The following is a 13,636-nucleotide window of genomic DNA, read 5'->3' on the forward strand; positions in this document are numbered from 1 at the left end:
GAAAGCCGGATTATCCCAGCGCGCTATCGCAGCGGCCGCAAACACCCTCATGGACGTGATTGCCCACATCCGGCAGGATTTTCCAGCAGCGCTGGCACTTGCCGCCGTCGGCCTTCTCAAACACCACCGAGACGCCATCCACCTCCGGCATCCGGAAAGCTTCAGCTGGTGCCGGATCACCGGTCAGCAGGATGTCCGAGGTGATGCAGACATCGGCAAAGTTCACCGAGTTCAGCGCCGCCAGCGCCTCGGCGTCGCGCACATGCACCACCGGGGCGGCCTCCAGCGAGGCGCCGATCACCTTGTCGGTGCGCTGCACCTCCAGCGCCGCGGTCACCACCCGGCGCGCCTGACGGATTTTGGACCACTTGGCGGCCAGCGGCTCGTTCAGCCAGTCGGCAGGCGTGTCGGGGATATCCTGCAAGTGGACAGAGCTGCCCTCGCCCGGGTATTTCTCCAGCCAGACCTCTTCCATGGTGAACACCAGGATCGGCGCCAGCCAGGTGGTCAGCCGGTGGAACAGGATGTCCAGCACGGTGCGCGCGGCGCGGGCGTTCAGGGTGTCGCCGTCGCAGTACAGCGCATCCTTGCGGATGTCGAAGTAGAAGGCCGACAGGTCCACGGTGGCAAAGTTGAACACCGCCGAGAACACGCCCTGGAAGTCGAACGACTGATAGCCGCTGCGCACCCGGTGATCGAGTTCGGCCAGGCGGTGCAGCACCCACTGCTCCAGTTCCGGCATGTCGGCGGGCGCGACCCGCTGATCCTCGCTGAAATCCCCCAGCGACCCCAGCATATAGCGCATGGTATTGCGCAGGCGGCGGTAGCTGTCAGCGGTGCCTTTCAGGATCTCCGGCCCGATCCGCTGGTCCGAGGTGTAATCGGTCTGCGCCACCCACAAGCGCAGGATATCCGCGCCATACTGCTGCACGATCTTCTCGGGCACAATGGTGTTGCCCAGCGATTTGGACATTTTCATGCCCTTCTCGTCCAGCGTGAAACCGTGGGTCACCACATTGCGGTAGGGCGCGCGGCCCTTGGTGCCGCAGGCCTGCAGCAAGGACGAGTGGAACCAGCCGCGGTGCTGGTCGGTGCCTTCCATATAGACGTCGGCGATACCATCCCCAGTGCCGTCCTCGCGGTCGCGCAGCACAAATGCATGGGTCGAGCCGCTATCGAACCACACGTCCAGCACGTCGAACACCTGGTCATAGGCGCCGGCGTCGACGATGCCGTCCAGCACCTTGGCCTTGAAGCCGTCCTGATACCACACATCCGCACCATGCGCGTCGAACTCGGCAACGATGCGTTTGTTCACCTCGTCATTGCGCAGCAGGAAGTCCGCATCGGTCGGCAGTGCACCCTTTTTGGTGAAGCAGGTTAGCGGCACACCCCAGGCGCGTTGACGGCTCAGCACCCAGTCGGGGCGGCTTTCGATCATCGAATGCAGGCGGTTGCGGCCGGTTTGCGGCCACCATTTCACCAGCTCATCGATCGAGCGCAGGGCGCGTTCGCGAATGGTGTCGCCCATCTGATCCATGCCGTCGTCCATCTTGCGGTCGACAGAGGCAAACCACTGCGGTGTGTTGCGGTAGATGATCGGCGCCTTGGAGCGCCAGGAATGCGGGTAGCTGTGCTTAATCTTGCCGCGCGCCAAGAGACCGCCGACCTCGGTCAGTTTGTCGATGACCGCCTTGTTGGCATCGCCCTCGCCGCCCTTGCGGTTGAGGATGTATTTGCCGCCAAAGAAAGGCAGATCGGCGCGGAAGCCGCCGTCATCCATCACGTTGTAGGTGATGACCTGTTCCAGCATTCCCAGATCGCGGTAGAGCTCGAATTCCTCCATCCCGTGCGACGGCGCGCAGTGGACAAAGCCGGTGCCTTCGGTGTCGGTCACGAAATCCGCCGCGCGGAAGTCGCGGATATCGTCCCATTCGCCATTGCCGCCCTCGGCGCCCGCCAGCGGGTGGGTCAGGCCGATGCCCGCCAGATCAGCGGCAGGCACGTCAGCCACACGGGTGTACTGGCCCTCGCCCAGGCGCGCGCGCTTGAACACATCCGCCGCCAGGTTGTCGGCCAGGATGTACTTCTCGCCCTCCGCGGCCCAGCATTCATCCGGGGTGCCGGTCACTTCATAAAGGCCATAGGAAATCTCTTCGCCATACACGACAGCCTTGTTCGACGGCATGGTCCAGGGGGTGGTGGTCCAGATCACCACATTGGCTCCCGCCAGCTTGTGGTCCGCAGGCTCAGCCACCTTGAACTTCACCCAGATGGTGAAGCTCTCTTTATCGTGATACTCAACCTCGGCCTCGGCCAGCGCGGTTTTCTCAACCGGCGACCACATCACGGGTTTCGAGCCCTGATACAGCGTGCCGTTCATCAGGAATTTCATGAACTCATCCGCGATCACCGCCTCGGCGTGGTAGTTCATGGTGAGGTACGGATCATCCCAGTTGCCGGTGATGCCCAGCCGCTTGAACTCCTCGCGCTGGATATCAACCCAGCTGTCGGCAAAGGCGCGGCATTCCTGGCGGAACTCGACTACCGGCACCGCATCCTTGTTCTTGCCCTTCTTGCGGTACTGCTCCTCGATCTTCCATTCAATGGGCAGGCCGTGGCAGTCCCAGCCCGGCACATAGCGGCTGTCGAAACCCATCATCTGGTGGCTGCGGACGATCATGTCCTTGATGGTCTTGTTCAGCGCGTGGCCGATGTGCAGGTGGCCGTTGGCATAGGGCGGGCCGTCATGCAGGGTGAAGGGCTGGCGCGCTTCATCAGAGCCCTTGGCTGCGGCGGCCTTGTCGCGCAGGCGGTCATAGACCCCGATCTCCGCCCAGCGCTGCAGCCAGGCAGGCTCGCGCTTGGGCAGGCCCGCGCGCATTGGGAAGTTGGTTTTGGGCAGGTTCAGGGTGTCTTTGTAGTCAGGCGTCTGAGGCGTGTCGGCGCACATCGGGGGCGTCCTTTGGATGATCAAGGTCGGAAATGGGGATATTCGGTTCGGCGCGATGGCTCAAGCGCCTTTGCCCGGCGGCTCACGTGTTCAGAGCGCCGGGGATATAATTCGAATAATGATGGCCGCGAATAGGGACATGTAAGGCCTTATAGGGTGGTCCCGCCGGAGGGTAAAGCGGCAGATGTGCCGCATTTTGGCGAGGGCGGCAGCGGGCGGAAACGCCCATTCTGCCGGCCGCGGCACCGTCAGCGCACAAGCCAGACGCCCAGATCCGGCCGCGCCAGCATCAGCCACAGAATTGCCAGCACTGCCGCAAAGGCAGGAATGCCGCAAGCAAACCAGATCGCAAACAAGCGGTGATAGCGCGCAGGCAGTTCCTCGCCTGCCGCTGCGGCTGCCCGGGCCAGGTCGCGCAGCTTCAGCTGGATCCAGACCACGGGCAGCCAGAACGCTCCTGTCAGCACGTATAGCCCCAGCGACAACGCCAGCCAGCCTTCGCTGAACGGCCAACCCAACCGCCAGGCCAGAAAACCGCCGGTGATGGGCTGCGCAATCACCGCCGTAGCGGTGAACAGCAGGTCCGCCAGAACCACCACGCCTGCGGTATGGGCAATCAGTCGCGTATCACAGGTGCGGTGCGCCATCAGCATGAAAAAGGCGATCCCTGCCCCGGTGCCCAGCAGCACACAGGCACCGGTCACATGCAGCCAGCGCAGGATCAGATCCGCATCCATCTCAGCGCTCCTGCAGCAATTGATGGGTGATCAGCGCCAGAACGATGCCTGGCAGCACCTTGACCAGAGGTCCCAGCGGATCCGCCCACATCTGCGGTGTAAAGACGCTTGCTGCCAGCATGTAGAAAAGCGAGACCCCTGCCATCCCCAGGCAGGCCCGCGCCGCCCAGGGCCGCCAGAGAATCGCCAGCCCCAAGGCAATATCTGCGAGCGACCAGAATACAACACTTGTCTTGGCCGGGAAACTTCCCCAGCCCTTGGCCAGCAGCACATTCGCCGCCGCCTCCAGCTGCCAAAGGCCAATCAGGCCCGACGCCAGCCAAAACAGGCACAGCACTGCCACGGCAATTGGCATCATCAGTGCCATCCGCGCATCCAACCGCTGTTCCCGGCCCGCAGGCAGCGAGTGATAAATAGCCTGCAAAGGGGCCAACCCCACCCCCATCGCCGCGCGATAGGGTTGCGGGTCACCGCACACGCCACTCCGGATTTCAGCAATCGCTGTACTGCGCATTGGCGAGCGCCAGCCGAGGCGGCCCAGAGCATCGGCGCAGGCTGCAATCGGCGGCAGCAGCCAATCCGGCACCCGCAGTGCCATCCGGGCAGGTGCAAACCCCAGCCACTTGCGGGTCTCTGTCAGCACCTCTTCCAGCGTATTCACCTGATCCTCCACCAAATCATAGGTGCCTTGAGGCAGCTTGCCGCCGAGTGCCGCAACCACCGCGGCCGGCAAATCCGCCATCCCGGTGCATTGGACCGGTGCCTGGCCCAACGCCACCGGCTGCACCGGAGGCACCGCTGCCAGCATCCGCAACAGCCGGGTGCCGCCAAAGGCGCCCTGCCCGATCACCAGCCCGGGGCGCAGGATCCAGGCCGCTGCACCGGAGGCCCGCAAGGCGGCATCGCCCCGACCCTTGCTGCACATGAATTCCGTTGCAGCCCCCGGCCCTGCCCCGGCAGCGGAGACCTGCACCACCTTTGTGCCACGGTCAGCGCAAGCTGCAGCAAGGGCGGCAATAGCTGAGTGATGCACAGCCTCCAGCTCTCCCGGCGCCATGTCCTGCAAGACGCCCGCGCAATTCACTACCGCGTCCATACCCAGCAGCAGCGGCGTCCAGTCTTCGGGCTTCGGCAGTTGCAGCAAATTGCCTTCCACGAACGGCACGCCCGGCAAAACCCTCGCCGCCTGTTCAACACTGCGGCCAAGGCCCGTCACCGCAAACCCAGAGGCTTGCAAGGTCCGGACCACTTCAGCGCCGATAAAACCATAGGCGCCGAGAACCAGAACCCGCCCGATTTTCTCCGCCATAATTCAATACCTTTTGGCAAATCTCCCGCCCACCATAGTGCCAATGCCGCCCAGCGCCAGTGAGGCCGTCTCCCGTTTCTGCGACAGATGCGCCCGGCCTCTTCCTCTTTCCCCGGCTTGCGCCTATTTTTGTCTCTGGCCACTCAGACCGGAGCATCCGATGACCGACGCAAATACCGCAGATCCGCTGGCGCGGTTTGACATCACCGCAAAGGAAATCTCGCGCGTGGTGGCCGTCTTCTATGCCCAAGTGCGAACCCATGAGGTGCTGGGGCCGGTCTTTGCCGCCCATGTCACCGACTGGGTGGAGCATGAGCAAAAGATTGCGGGCTTCTGGCGCAATGCGATCCTGCGGGAGCGGAGCTACAGCGGCAATCCGATGCGGGTGCATGTCTCCCGCCCGGATGTGAAGGCAGAGCATTTTCCGCTGTGGCTGAGCCTGTTCCACGAGGTGCTGCGCGGCGAACTGCCGGAGCGCACCGCGCTGCAGTGGGGCGCTTTGGCGGACCGGATCGGCGAGGGTTTCCGCACCGGCATCGTGGCGATGCGCCAGCCAGCAGACCAGCCGCCGAAACTGTTCTGAGCACCGCCAGCGGGGCGCTCCCGTGCCTGCTGGTGTCCTGGCCATGCCAGAACACCTCAGCAGCCTTGGGCATAGCTCATGCTGCGCATGAGCCTGGAAGCGCGCTACTTCTCCTTGAAAAACAGCCCCGTCAGCGCCCGCTGAATCACTTTGCGCGTCCCGGGTCTGTGGCGCGGTGAAAACGGCATCGGTCGGCAGACCTCCATGGCCGCTATGCCGACGCGCGCGGACAGCGCCCCATTGACCAGCCCCTCGCCGAAGCGGCGGGAGAGTTTGGACAGCACCGATCCGCCCAGCACCGGCTCCAAGAGGTCATCACCCGCAGCCACCGCGCCGGTGGCGGCCAGATGCGCCAGCACCGCGCGGGTCAGCCGCCAGGAGCTGAAGAATCCGGGCCGCCCGCCATAGATCCCGGCCACCCGGCGGATCATCCGCAGGGAGGAGACCAGCGCCGTCAGGACATCCGCCAGCGCCATAGGTACCAGCGCCGTCACCGTCGCCACCTGCCGGGTGGCAGCCTCCACCTCGCGCAGGGCCAAAGCGTCAAGCGGCACCAGCAGCTCTTCCTCGGCCAGCATCAACAGGGCATCGGGGTCCATTACTTCTGACTTGCGCTCCGTCAGCCGGGCCTGATGCCAGGCCAGATTCTCGCGGGTCTTGTAGAAGCTTTCCAGCCGGGCTGTGAAAGCGCGGGCCGTGGCGAGGTCTGCGGCCTCCTCTGCCTGGTGGCGCAACGCATCGACGCGCCGCAGCCGCGATAGCGCCGCAAGTTCACGCAAAGCCATCGAAAGCGCCAGCATAGCCAGCACCGTCAGCCCGATGGTAACCACCCAGCCCAGCACCGGCACCCGCGCAATAAGCCCAGCGGCAAAATCCCAGGCTGCAACCGAGGTCATGGCACCAATGACCGCTGCCAGCAACGCCCAGAACCAGCGCGCCAGGCGCGAGGGGCGGCGGGCGGCTATCCGGGCTGCCTGCTCCATGGCAGAGGGCTGCGCGGATGGGGAAACCGGGTCCGGCACCGGCGGCGCTTCGGCTACAGAGGGCGCCTCGACCTCCTCTTCCAGATCGAACAGAACCGGCTTCTTGCTCATGCTGCCGCCTCCTGGCTGCTGTGCCATTCATAGGCGATGTCGGGCAAGCCTTCCTCGTTGTCTGTGCCGTCGCCGCGGCTTGTCTCGGCAAAGCCCTCGCGCCGGTAGAACCGCTGCGCCATTTCGTTGGCTGCGAAGGTCCGCAGCGTCAGCCGCGGCACCGCCGCCTTGGCAGTGTCCAGCAGCGCCTTGCCCGCCCCCTGCCTGCAGGCGCCCGGCGCCAGGTAAAGCGCGCAGACCTCCGCGCCGTCACGAGCCAGAAAGCCCTGCACGCCGTTATCCCGCACGGCCACTGTGACCCAGCCCCGGTCAATCATGACGCCGCAGAAGGCGATCACCTCGGCCCAAGTATAGAGTTCAGGCATCCATTCCGTGCCCTGCTGGAAACGGTAGAGGATCTCGCCAACGGCGCCGGCGTCAAGGGGTGTTGCGGGGCGCAAGGAGAGTGTCACAGGGCGTCTCCGATCAGAAATTCTGCGGCGCGGTCCAGCCGGATATGCGGCGGGCCGCTGCCGTGTTTCAGGGTACGCGGTGCCGGCGCAAAGGCCATCGCCTGATAGTCGCCTTCCAGCCATTTCTCAGCCCCCTGCCGCGCAGGGGTGAGCAGCTGCGCGGGATCTTCGGGCAAGGCTCCGGGATAGAACGCCGCCTGCTTGCCGTTCTCCTGCAAGGTTCCGCGCACGCAGGGCAGATCAGTTCCGTTATGGGCGCGCATTTCTTCGGTTGTGGTGCGCAGCGAAGCCATCGCCAGCGCTGCGGTTTCCGCCCCGGCAAATCGGGCGCGGTCCTGCGCTTCGCGGGTCAGTGCCTCGATGATGGCGGTCATTTGCGGGTGCTGGGCGTGGTGCAAGTGGTCGGCCTTGGTGGCGGCAAAAAGGATCTTCTCCACCCGTTTTCCGCCCAGAAGCCGGGTGAGGAAGCGGTTGCGGCCCGGCTTGAAGGCGCTGAGGATATCGGTCATCGCGCGGCGCAGATCCTCCACGGCCTGCGGGCCGGAATGGATTGCCGATAGCGCATCCACCAGAACCACCTGCCGGTCGATGCGGGCGAAGTGGTCACGGAAGAAGGGTTTGACGACCTTGGATTTATAGGCGTCAAAGCGGCGCTCCATCTCGCGCCACAGGCAGCCGCGCGGCGGGCTAGCCGCAGGCGGCAGCGGCGCAAACGTCAGCACCGGCGAGCCTTCAAGGTCACCGGGCAGCAGGAAACGGCCCGGGGTGCAGTCATAGAACCCGGCGGCGCGGGCGGCGGTCAAATAGTCCGTGAAGGCGGCAGCAAGCGCCTGGGCCTGCGGCTCGTCATGTGTCCCCGCGGGGACAGCCTGTGATTTCTCCGTCAGAAACGCCTGCGCCTGGGGGCGGCTGGCAATGCGGGAAAGTACATCGGCAGACCATTCGCCGTAGGATTTATCCAGCAGCGCAAGATCCAGCAGCCACTCGCCCGGATAGTCGACAATATCCAGATGCAGCGTGCGCGGCCCTTGCAGCCCCGACAGAAGGCCGGCGGGCCGCACCTTCAGACTGAGACGCAGCTCAGACACCGCCCTTGTGCTGTCCGGCCAATGGGGTGACGGCCCGGTCAGCGCCGCGAGGTGGTTTTCATAGTCGAACCGCGGCACGGTGTCGTCAGGCTGGGGCTGCAGAAATGCGGCCTCAACCCGCCCTTCACGCGCGGCGCCCAGTTGCAGCATCCGTCCCCGGTCCATCAGGTTGGCGACCAGCGAGGTGATAAACACGGTCTTGCCGGAGCGCGCCAGGCCGGTGACCCCCAGCCGCAAGGGCCGGTCGAACAGAGCCGCGGAGACACCGCTGGCAGCACGCTCCACGCTGCTCATCACCCCGTCTGCGAGGGAGGTTATCACCAAGGCCCTGATCCTGCTCTGTTCTTGCTGCTGACAAGATAGGCAGCATGTTGCTGAGATACCAGAGCGCACGCGGGGCTTGCCCCGGCCCGGCCCTGTTGCTAGTTGCCCGCCCATGCCGCGTTTTGCTTTAAAAGTCGAATATCACGGGAAGCCTTTTGCCGGCTGGCAAAGGCAGAAGGATCAGCCCTCGGTGCAGGGCGCGATCGAGGCTGCGCTGGCGCGGCTGGAGCCGGGTGAGCACACGATTGCTGCCGCCGGGCGCACGGACACCGGCGTGCATGGGCTGGGACAAGTGGCGCATTGCGACATGGCCAAGGACTGGGATCCGTTCCGGCTGTCAGAGGCGCTGAATTATCACCTAAAACCCGATCCGGTTGCGATTGTGGACTGCGCGCGGGTGGGCGGCGGCTGGCACGCCCGGTTCTCAGCCGTGGAGCGGCAATATCTGTTCCGCATCCTGATCCGCCGTGCGCCTGCAACCCATGAGGCGGGCCAAGTCTGGCAGCTGAGCCATGACCTGGACGCGGACGCCATGCAGGAAGCCGCCGACTATCTGATCGGCAACCATGATTTCACCACCTTCCGCTCCTCGATCTGCCAGGCGGCGAGCCCGGTCAAGACGCTGGATGAGCTGACGGTGGAACGCGTGCAGGGGTTCTCGGGGCCGGAGATCCATTTCCACGTCCGCGCCCGCAGCTTCCTGCACAATCAGGTCCGCAGCTTTGTCGGCACGCTCGAACGGGTTGGCGCCGGTGCCTGGAAGCCAGCGGAGGTGAAGGCCGCGCTGGAGGCCTGCGACCGCGCCGCTTGCGGGCCGGTATGTCCGGGACACGGCCTCTACCTGGAACGGGTGGGTTACCCGGAAGACCCTTTTGCCTGAACCGCCACCGGCACCGGCAGCCGCAGCCCGCTTGCATAACCGCGGGCACACCGCATAATCGGCGCACCCACCCCTTCAGGGCCTTTCGGCAGCTCAGACGCTGGCGGCCTGCCCGTAGAACACACAGGCAGACCCCCTATGGCGAACCCAACCAAACCTCCCCTTCTGGCCGTCCTGATCGACGCCGACAATATCTCGGCCAAATATGCCGAAGCGATGTTCGAGGAGATCGCTTCTTTCGGCGAGGCCAGCATCCGCCGCATCTATGGCGATTTTGCCGGCGGCAGCCCGCAAGGGTGGAACAAGGAGAAGCTAGCAGCGCTGGCAATTGTACCGCATCAGCAGTTCGCCAATACCACTGGCAAGAATGCCTCGGACATAGCCTTGGTGATCGACGCGATGGACATACTGCATTCAGGGCGCTTTGACGGCTTTGTGCTGATCTCCTCGGACAGCGATTTCACCCGGCTGGCCAGCCGTATCCGCGAACAAGGCGTGGATGTCTTCGGCATGGGCATGCGCAAAACACCGGCGGCATTCGTGCAGGCCTGCAAGCGGTTCATCTATGTGGAAAACCTGCTGGAGGAGCCGGGCAAACCCAAGCCGAAACCCAAGAAAGAGGATGGCGGCGGCAACGGAAACGCACCGGCAGGGCTAGCGGATCCGACCAAGCTGGTGGTCCGGGCGATGGATGCGATCGATCAGGATGACGAATGGTTCACGCTGGGCCAGATCGGCCAGTATATCACCGCAGCCGCACCGGACTTCGACACCCGCAGCTATGGCAAGCGCAAGCTGAGCGACCTGATTGCCTCGCTTAAACTGTTTGAGACCAAACGCGGAGACGGCAACCAGATCCTGGTGCGGCGTCTGGACTGAAGCGCAGCAGCGCGGGCAGAATACCTGTGCGAATACCGCTTTCCCTTGGTCCTGAACCGTGGCTTAGTCCGGCAAAAGGGACGCGGACAGGGAGAACGCGCATGGCATTACTGATCAGCATCGGCCACGACGGATGGTACACCGAGGAACAGCTGGCAGAAGAACTGCGGGCCATAGACCCAGGCGCCGATATCCGGCCGATATCCGCCCCCGGAAACCTGGAAGACATCACCATGCTGGCGGTCTCGGCGCTGAAGGGCGATCTGGCCGCGCAGCTGCCGAACCTGCAACTGGTGCAAAAGCTGGGTGCGGGGGTAGACAGCATCGTCGCACACCCCAGCGTTGCGCCGCATGTGCGCGTCACCCGGCTGAAGCCGCTGGAGCCCGCGCAGGAGATCGCCGAATACTGCCTCGCCTATGTGCTGCGCAGCCAGCGGAACATGGCGGAACACGCAGCATCCCAATCCCGCAGCGCCTGGGCGCCGCAGGCGCCGAAACGCGCCGCAGAAACCACAGTGGGCGTGCTGGGCCTCGGCCATATCGGCGGCATGTCCGCGCGGCTGATGCGCGATATGCGGTTCCGGGTGCTAGGCTGGAGTCGCTCCCCCAAGGAGATCACCGGTGTGGATTGCCGCCACGGCGAGGCGGCGCTGCCGCAGATGCTGGGGATATGCGACTATGTCTGCGCCATTCTGCCCTCCACCCCGGCCACCCGCGGGCTGATGGAAGCCCGGATGCTGGCAGCGATGAAGCCGGGCGCGACGCTGATCAATGCAGGCCGCGGCGATCTGGTGGATGAAGCCGCGCTTGCTGCCGCTCTGGACAAGGGTACGCCGGGCCATGCGGTGCTGGATGTGGTCAGCCAGGAACCCCTGCCCGCAGACAGCCCGCTGTGGACGCATCCGCAGGTAACGGTCACGCCGCATGTGTCAGGCTGGCATCTGGGCGATGCGCTTCGGGACGTGGTGGAGAATTACCGGCGGCTGGAGGCCGGCGAAGAGCTGCTGCACGAAGTGGACCGGCAGCGCGGCTATTGAGCCGGACCGGGGCAGCCCCCCGGCTTCTTTCTGGTTACAAATACCTCCCGCCGGAGGCACCGCCTTGTTCCCAGCAGGGAACAAGGCGGAATTCAGCGGCAGCCCCGATTGGGCCGCTCGCGGATCAGCTGATGAAATCCTTGTAGCCGGCGTCATCCATGTAATCGTCCATCGGCGACAGATCCGAGGGCTTGAGTTTGAAGAACCAGGCGCCGCCTTCGGGGTCTTCGTTCACCTTGCCGGGATCATCGGTCAGCGCCTCGTTCACTTCGACCACTTCACCGTCCAGCGGCGCCAGGATGTCGGAGGCCGCCTTGACCGATTCAATCACCACGATTTCTTCATCCTTGGAGACCTCGGTGCCGACTTCCGGCAGCTCCACAAAGACCACTTCGCCCAGCTGTTCCGCGGCATGGGCGGTGATGCCAACGGTGATCAGATCGTCTTCGGGCAGCAGCCACTCGTGTTCTTCGGTGTATTTCATCATCGTTTGTTCCCTTGGAAGAGGCTTGGGTTTTCAGTACGGGACGGTATTCAGTGCGGATTTTGCCGCCGTAACGGATACCGCGGAAAGAAGAAAGCCGGTCCTGCCGGGCCCTGTATACGCAGGCATACGCTATCAACGGTGCCGGTCTCCGATCAAGATGGCAAATCATGGGTTTCCTGCGTTTTTTGGGGCGCAAGTCCCTGATGCCCTGTGCAGTCAGAACAGATTGAAATACTCCGCCTGCTCCCATTCGCTGACAGTGTCCAGGTAACGTTCCCATTCGAACTGCTTGAGCTGCAGAAGGTAGCTGACGGTCTCTTCCCCCAGCGCTGCACGGCACATCTGGGAGCCGCCGAACCCCTCCAGCGCCTGGCCCAGCGAGCGCGGCAGGCGGTCCGCGTTTTCACTGTAGGGCGACAATGTGGGCTTGGGCGCCTCCAGCCCTTCATTGATCCCGGCCATGCCTGCGATGATCTGGGCGGCCAGCGCGTAATAAGGATTGGCAGTGCTGTCCGGCGCGCGGTTCTCGATCCGGCTGGCAGTATCACCCGGCTGCATCAGCGCCCGCAGCATGGCGCCGCGGTTGTCTTCGCCCCAGCCGATGCGGCTGGGGGCCAGTTGATAGGGCAGATAGCGTTTGTAGCTGTTCACCGTCGGCGCGATCATCAACGAGGTCTCAGGGGCGTATTTCAGCAGGCCCGCCATCCACGCGCTGGCAGGCGGAGACAGCAGCCCGGCGGTTTCCGGCATGAACAGGTTGCGCCCCGAGGCCAAATCCAGCAGCGACTGATGCACGTGCCAGCCGTTTGCCATGGCACCCGCCAGCCGCGGTTTGGCCATGAAACTGGCGTGCAACCCGTTGCGGGCGCAAACCTCCTTGACCATGGTACGGAACATCACCATCGCGTCCGCCTGGGCCATGGCGCCATCCGGGGCAAAGGTGAATTCAACCTGGCTGGGACCCATTTCAATTTCCACGGACCGCACCGGCAGACCCAGTTTCTGGGCGTTGCGGCGCAACAGGTCCAGCACGCCCTCAACTTCGCCATAGCGGGTTTCGCTCAGGTACTGATACCCTTGCGTCAGGTTGCGGGTTTGAACCGGCCCGCCGGGACGGGTGGCCTGATCATGGGCCGATGCCTTGTCCGCCAGCTCGAAAATGTGGAATTCCACCTCCAAGCCAAAGTTGACCGCCATCCCCTGTCCTTCCAGTGCGCCGGCTGCCCGCTGCAGCACGCCGTCAGAGGCAAAGGGGACCGGGCTGCCATCCGGATAGACCGGCGTGCAGAAAATCCAGGCGGAATGGCCGGACCAGGGCAGCGCGCGGAAGGTTTCGGGGCGTGGTACCAGCAGCACGTCGCCGGCGCCCTGCATCGGGCCAGACAGGCCGGTGCCGTGTTCCCATACTGATACGGCGGTACGGTGGGACGTGTCCTTCAGCAGCAGGGTCGCCGGCATGTTGAGACCGCGGTCAAAAACACTGGCGAAGGCCTCGGCCATCATTGTCTTGCCGCGCAGGATCCCGTGCTGGTCGGGAAACAGCACCCGCACGGTTTCTATCCCGTCGAATTGCGCGCGGGATGTGATCTCGGCTGCCTTGCGGCATTCTTCGGCGCCGAGCAGCCCCAGGCGGGCCAGTTTGCCGGATGTGAAGTCTTGTGCCATGGGCGGCCTCTTGGCTAGCGAGCTGATTGAAATTGCACCGGAATTACCCCAGCGTCCAGTCCACGGCGGATTTTGACGCAAACCGATGCGCAATCTGGATATTGCGGGGGATTTGCGCCTTGACAGCATTCGCAGAGCGAACATTGTG

The 13,636-nt window shown here is 64.3% G+C and carries 12 protein-coding genes; 4 read left to right on the forward strand and 8 right to left on the reverse strand.

What is annotated here, in order from left to right:
- Nucleotides 1-10: 10 nt before the first annotated feature.
- From ileS to AQUI_RS0124690, 3 genes are all read right to left on the reverse strand, one after another.
- Entirely contained in the window at nt 11-2,953 is a 2,943-nt protein-coding gene (ileS, locus tag AQUI_RS0124675) for an isoleucine--tRNA ligase (protein ID WP_027259913.1), read from the reverse strand.
- Nucleotides 2,954-3,201: 248 nt separating this feature from the next.
- Nucleotides 3,202-3,690, reverse strand: a complete 489-nt coding sequence (locus tag AQUI_RS0124685; protein ID WP_027259914.1) for a DUF2269 family protein — start codon at nt 3,688-3,690, stop codon at nt 3,202-3,204.
- 1 nt (nt 3,691) lies between these two features.
- Nucleotides 3,692-4,999 (reverse strand): SDR family oxidoreductase, encoded by a 1,308-nt coding sequence (locus AQUI_RS0124690; RefSeq protein ID WP_027259915.1) that lies wholly within the window; start codon nt 4,997-4,999, stop codon nt 3,692-3,694.
- A 160-nt stretch (nt 5,000-5,159) separates the two neighbouring features.
- On the opposite strand from AQUI_RS0124690, the gene AQUI_RS0124695 reads away from it, so the two are divergent.
- Nucleotides 5,160-5,582 carry a group III truncated hemoglobin gene (locus AQUI_RS0124695; protein WP_027259916.1) on the forward strand — a complete coding sequence of 141 codons (423 nt, stop codon included), beginning with the start codon at nt 5,160-5,162 and terminating at the stop codon, nt 5,580-5,582.
- 104 nt (nt 5,583-5,686) lie between these two features.
- Here AQUI_RS0124695 and AQUI_RS0124700 read toward each other — a convergent pair whose 3' ends face one another.
- Genes AQUI_RS0124700 through AQUI_RS0124710 form a run of 3 tightly spaced genes read right to left on the reverse strand, consistent with a single transcriptional unit; the run spans nt 5,687 to nt 8,540 of the window.
- On the reverse strand, nt 5,687-6,676 hold the full coding sequence (locus AQUI_RS0124700) for a YcjF family protein (protein WP_027259917.1): 990 nt from the start codon (nt 6,674-6,676) through the stop codon (nt 5,687-5,689).
- On the reverse strand, nt 6,673-7,128 hold the full coding sequence (locus AQUI_RS0124705; protein WP_027259918.1) for a GNAT family N-acetyltransferase: 456 nt from the start codon (nt 7,126-7,128) through the stop codon (nt 6,673-6,675). Before AQUI_RS0124705 ends, AQUI_RS0124700 begins: the two co-directional genes overlap by 4 nt.
- On the reverse strand, nt 7,125-8,540 hold the full coding sequence (locus AQUI_RS0124710; RefSeq protein WP_027259919.1) for a YcjX family GTP-binding protein: 1,416 nt from the start codon (nt 8,538-8,540) through the stop codon (nt 7,125-7,127). The genes AQUI_RS0124705 and AQUI_RS0124710 overlap by 4 nt, the downstream gene beginning before the upstream one ends.
- A 112-nt stretch (nt 8,541-8,652) precedes the next feature.
- On the opposite strand from AQUI_RS0124710, the gene truA reads away from it, so the two are divergent.
- The 3 genes from truA (at nt 8,653) to AQUI_RS0124725 (ending at nt 11,336) form a co-directional block, all read left to right on the forward strand.
- Nucleotides 8,653-9,420, forward strand: a complete 768-nt coding sequence (gene truA / locus AQUI_RS0124715) for a tRNA pseudouridine(38-40) synthase TruA (RefSeq protein WP_027259920.1) — start codon at nt 8,653-8,655, stop codon at nt 9,418-9,420.
- Between the two features lie 138 nt (nt 9,421-9,558).
- Nucleotides 9,559-10,299 (forward strand): NYN domain-containing protein, encoded by a 741-nt coding sequence (locus AQUI_RS0124720; protein WP_027259921.1) that lies wholly within the window; start codon nt 9,559-9,561, stop codon nt 10,297-10,299.
- Between the two features lie 101 nt (nt 10,300-10,400).
- The gene (locus AQUI_RS0124725) at nt 10,401-11,336 is read left to right on the forward strand and encodes a 2-hydroxyacid dehydrogenase (RefSeq protein WP_027259922.1); all 936 of its coding nucleotides are present in this window, start codon (nt 10,401-10,403) and stop codon (nt 11,334-11,336) included.
- A gap of 124 nt (nt 11,337-11,460) precedes the next feature.
- On the opposite strand, the gene gcvH is transcribed toward AQUI_RS0124725, so the two are convergent.
- Together gcvH and AQUI_RS0124735 are read right to left on the reverse strand one after the other, a co-directional pair.
- Entirely contained in the window at nt 11,461-11,820 is a 360-nt protein-coding gene (gene gcvH, locus AQUI_RS0124730; protein WP_027259923.1) for a glycine cleavage system protein GcvH, read from the reverse strand.
- Between the two features lie 219 nt (nt 11,821-12,039).
- On the reverse strand, nt 12,040-13,488 hold the full coding sequence (locus AQUI_RS0124735) for a glutamine synthetase family protein (protein WP_027259924.1): 1,449 nt from the start codon (nt 13,486-13,488) through the stop codon (nt 12,040-12,042).
- Nucleotides 13,489-13,636: the final 148 nt, after the last annotated feature.

This window comes from Leisingera aquimarina DSM 24565, assembly GCF_000473165.1.
GTDB classification, from domain to species: Bacteria; Pseudomonadota; Alphaproteobacteria; order Rhodobacterales; family Rhodobacteraceae; genus Leisingera; species Leisingera aquimarina.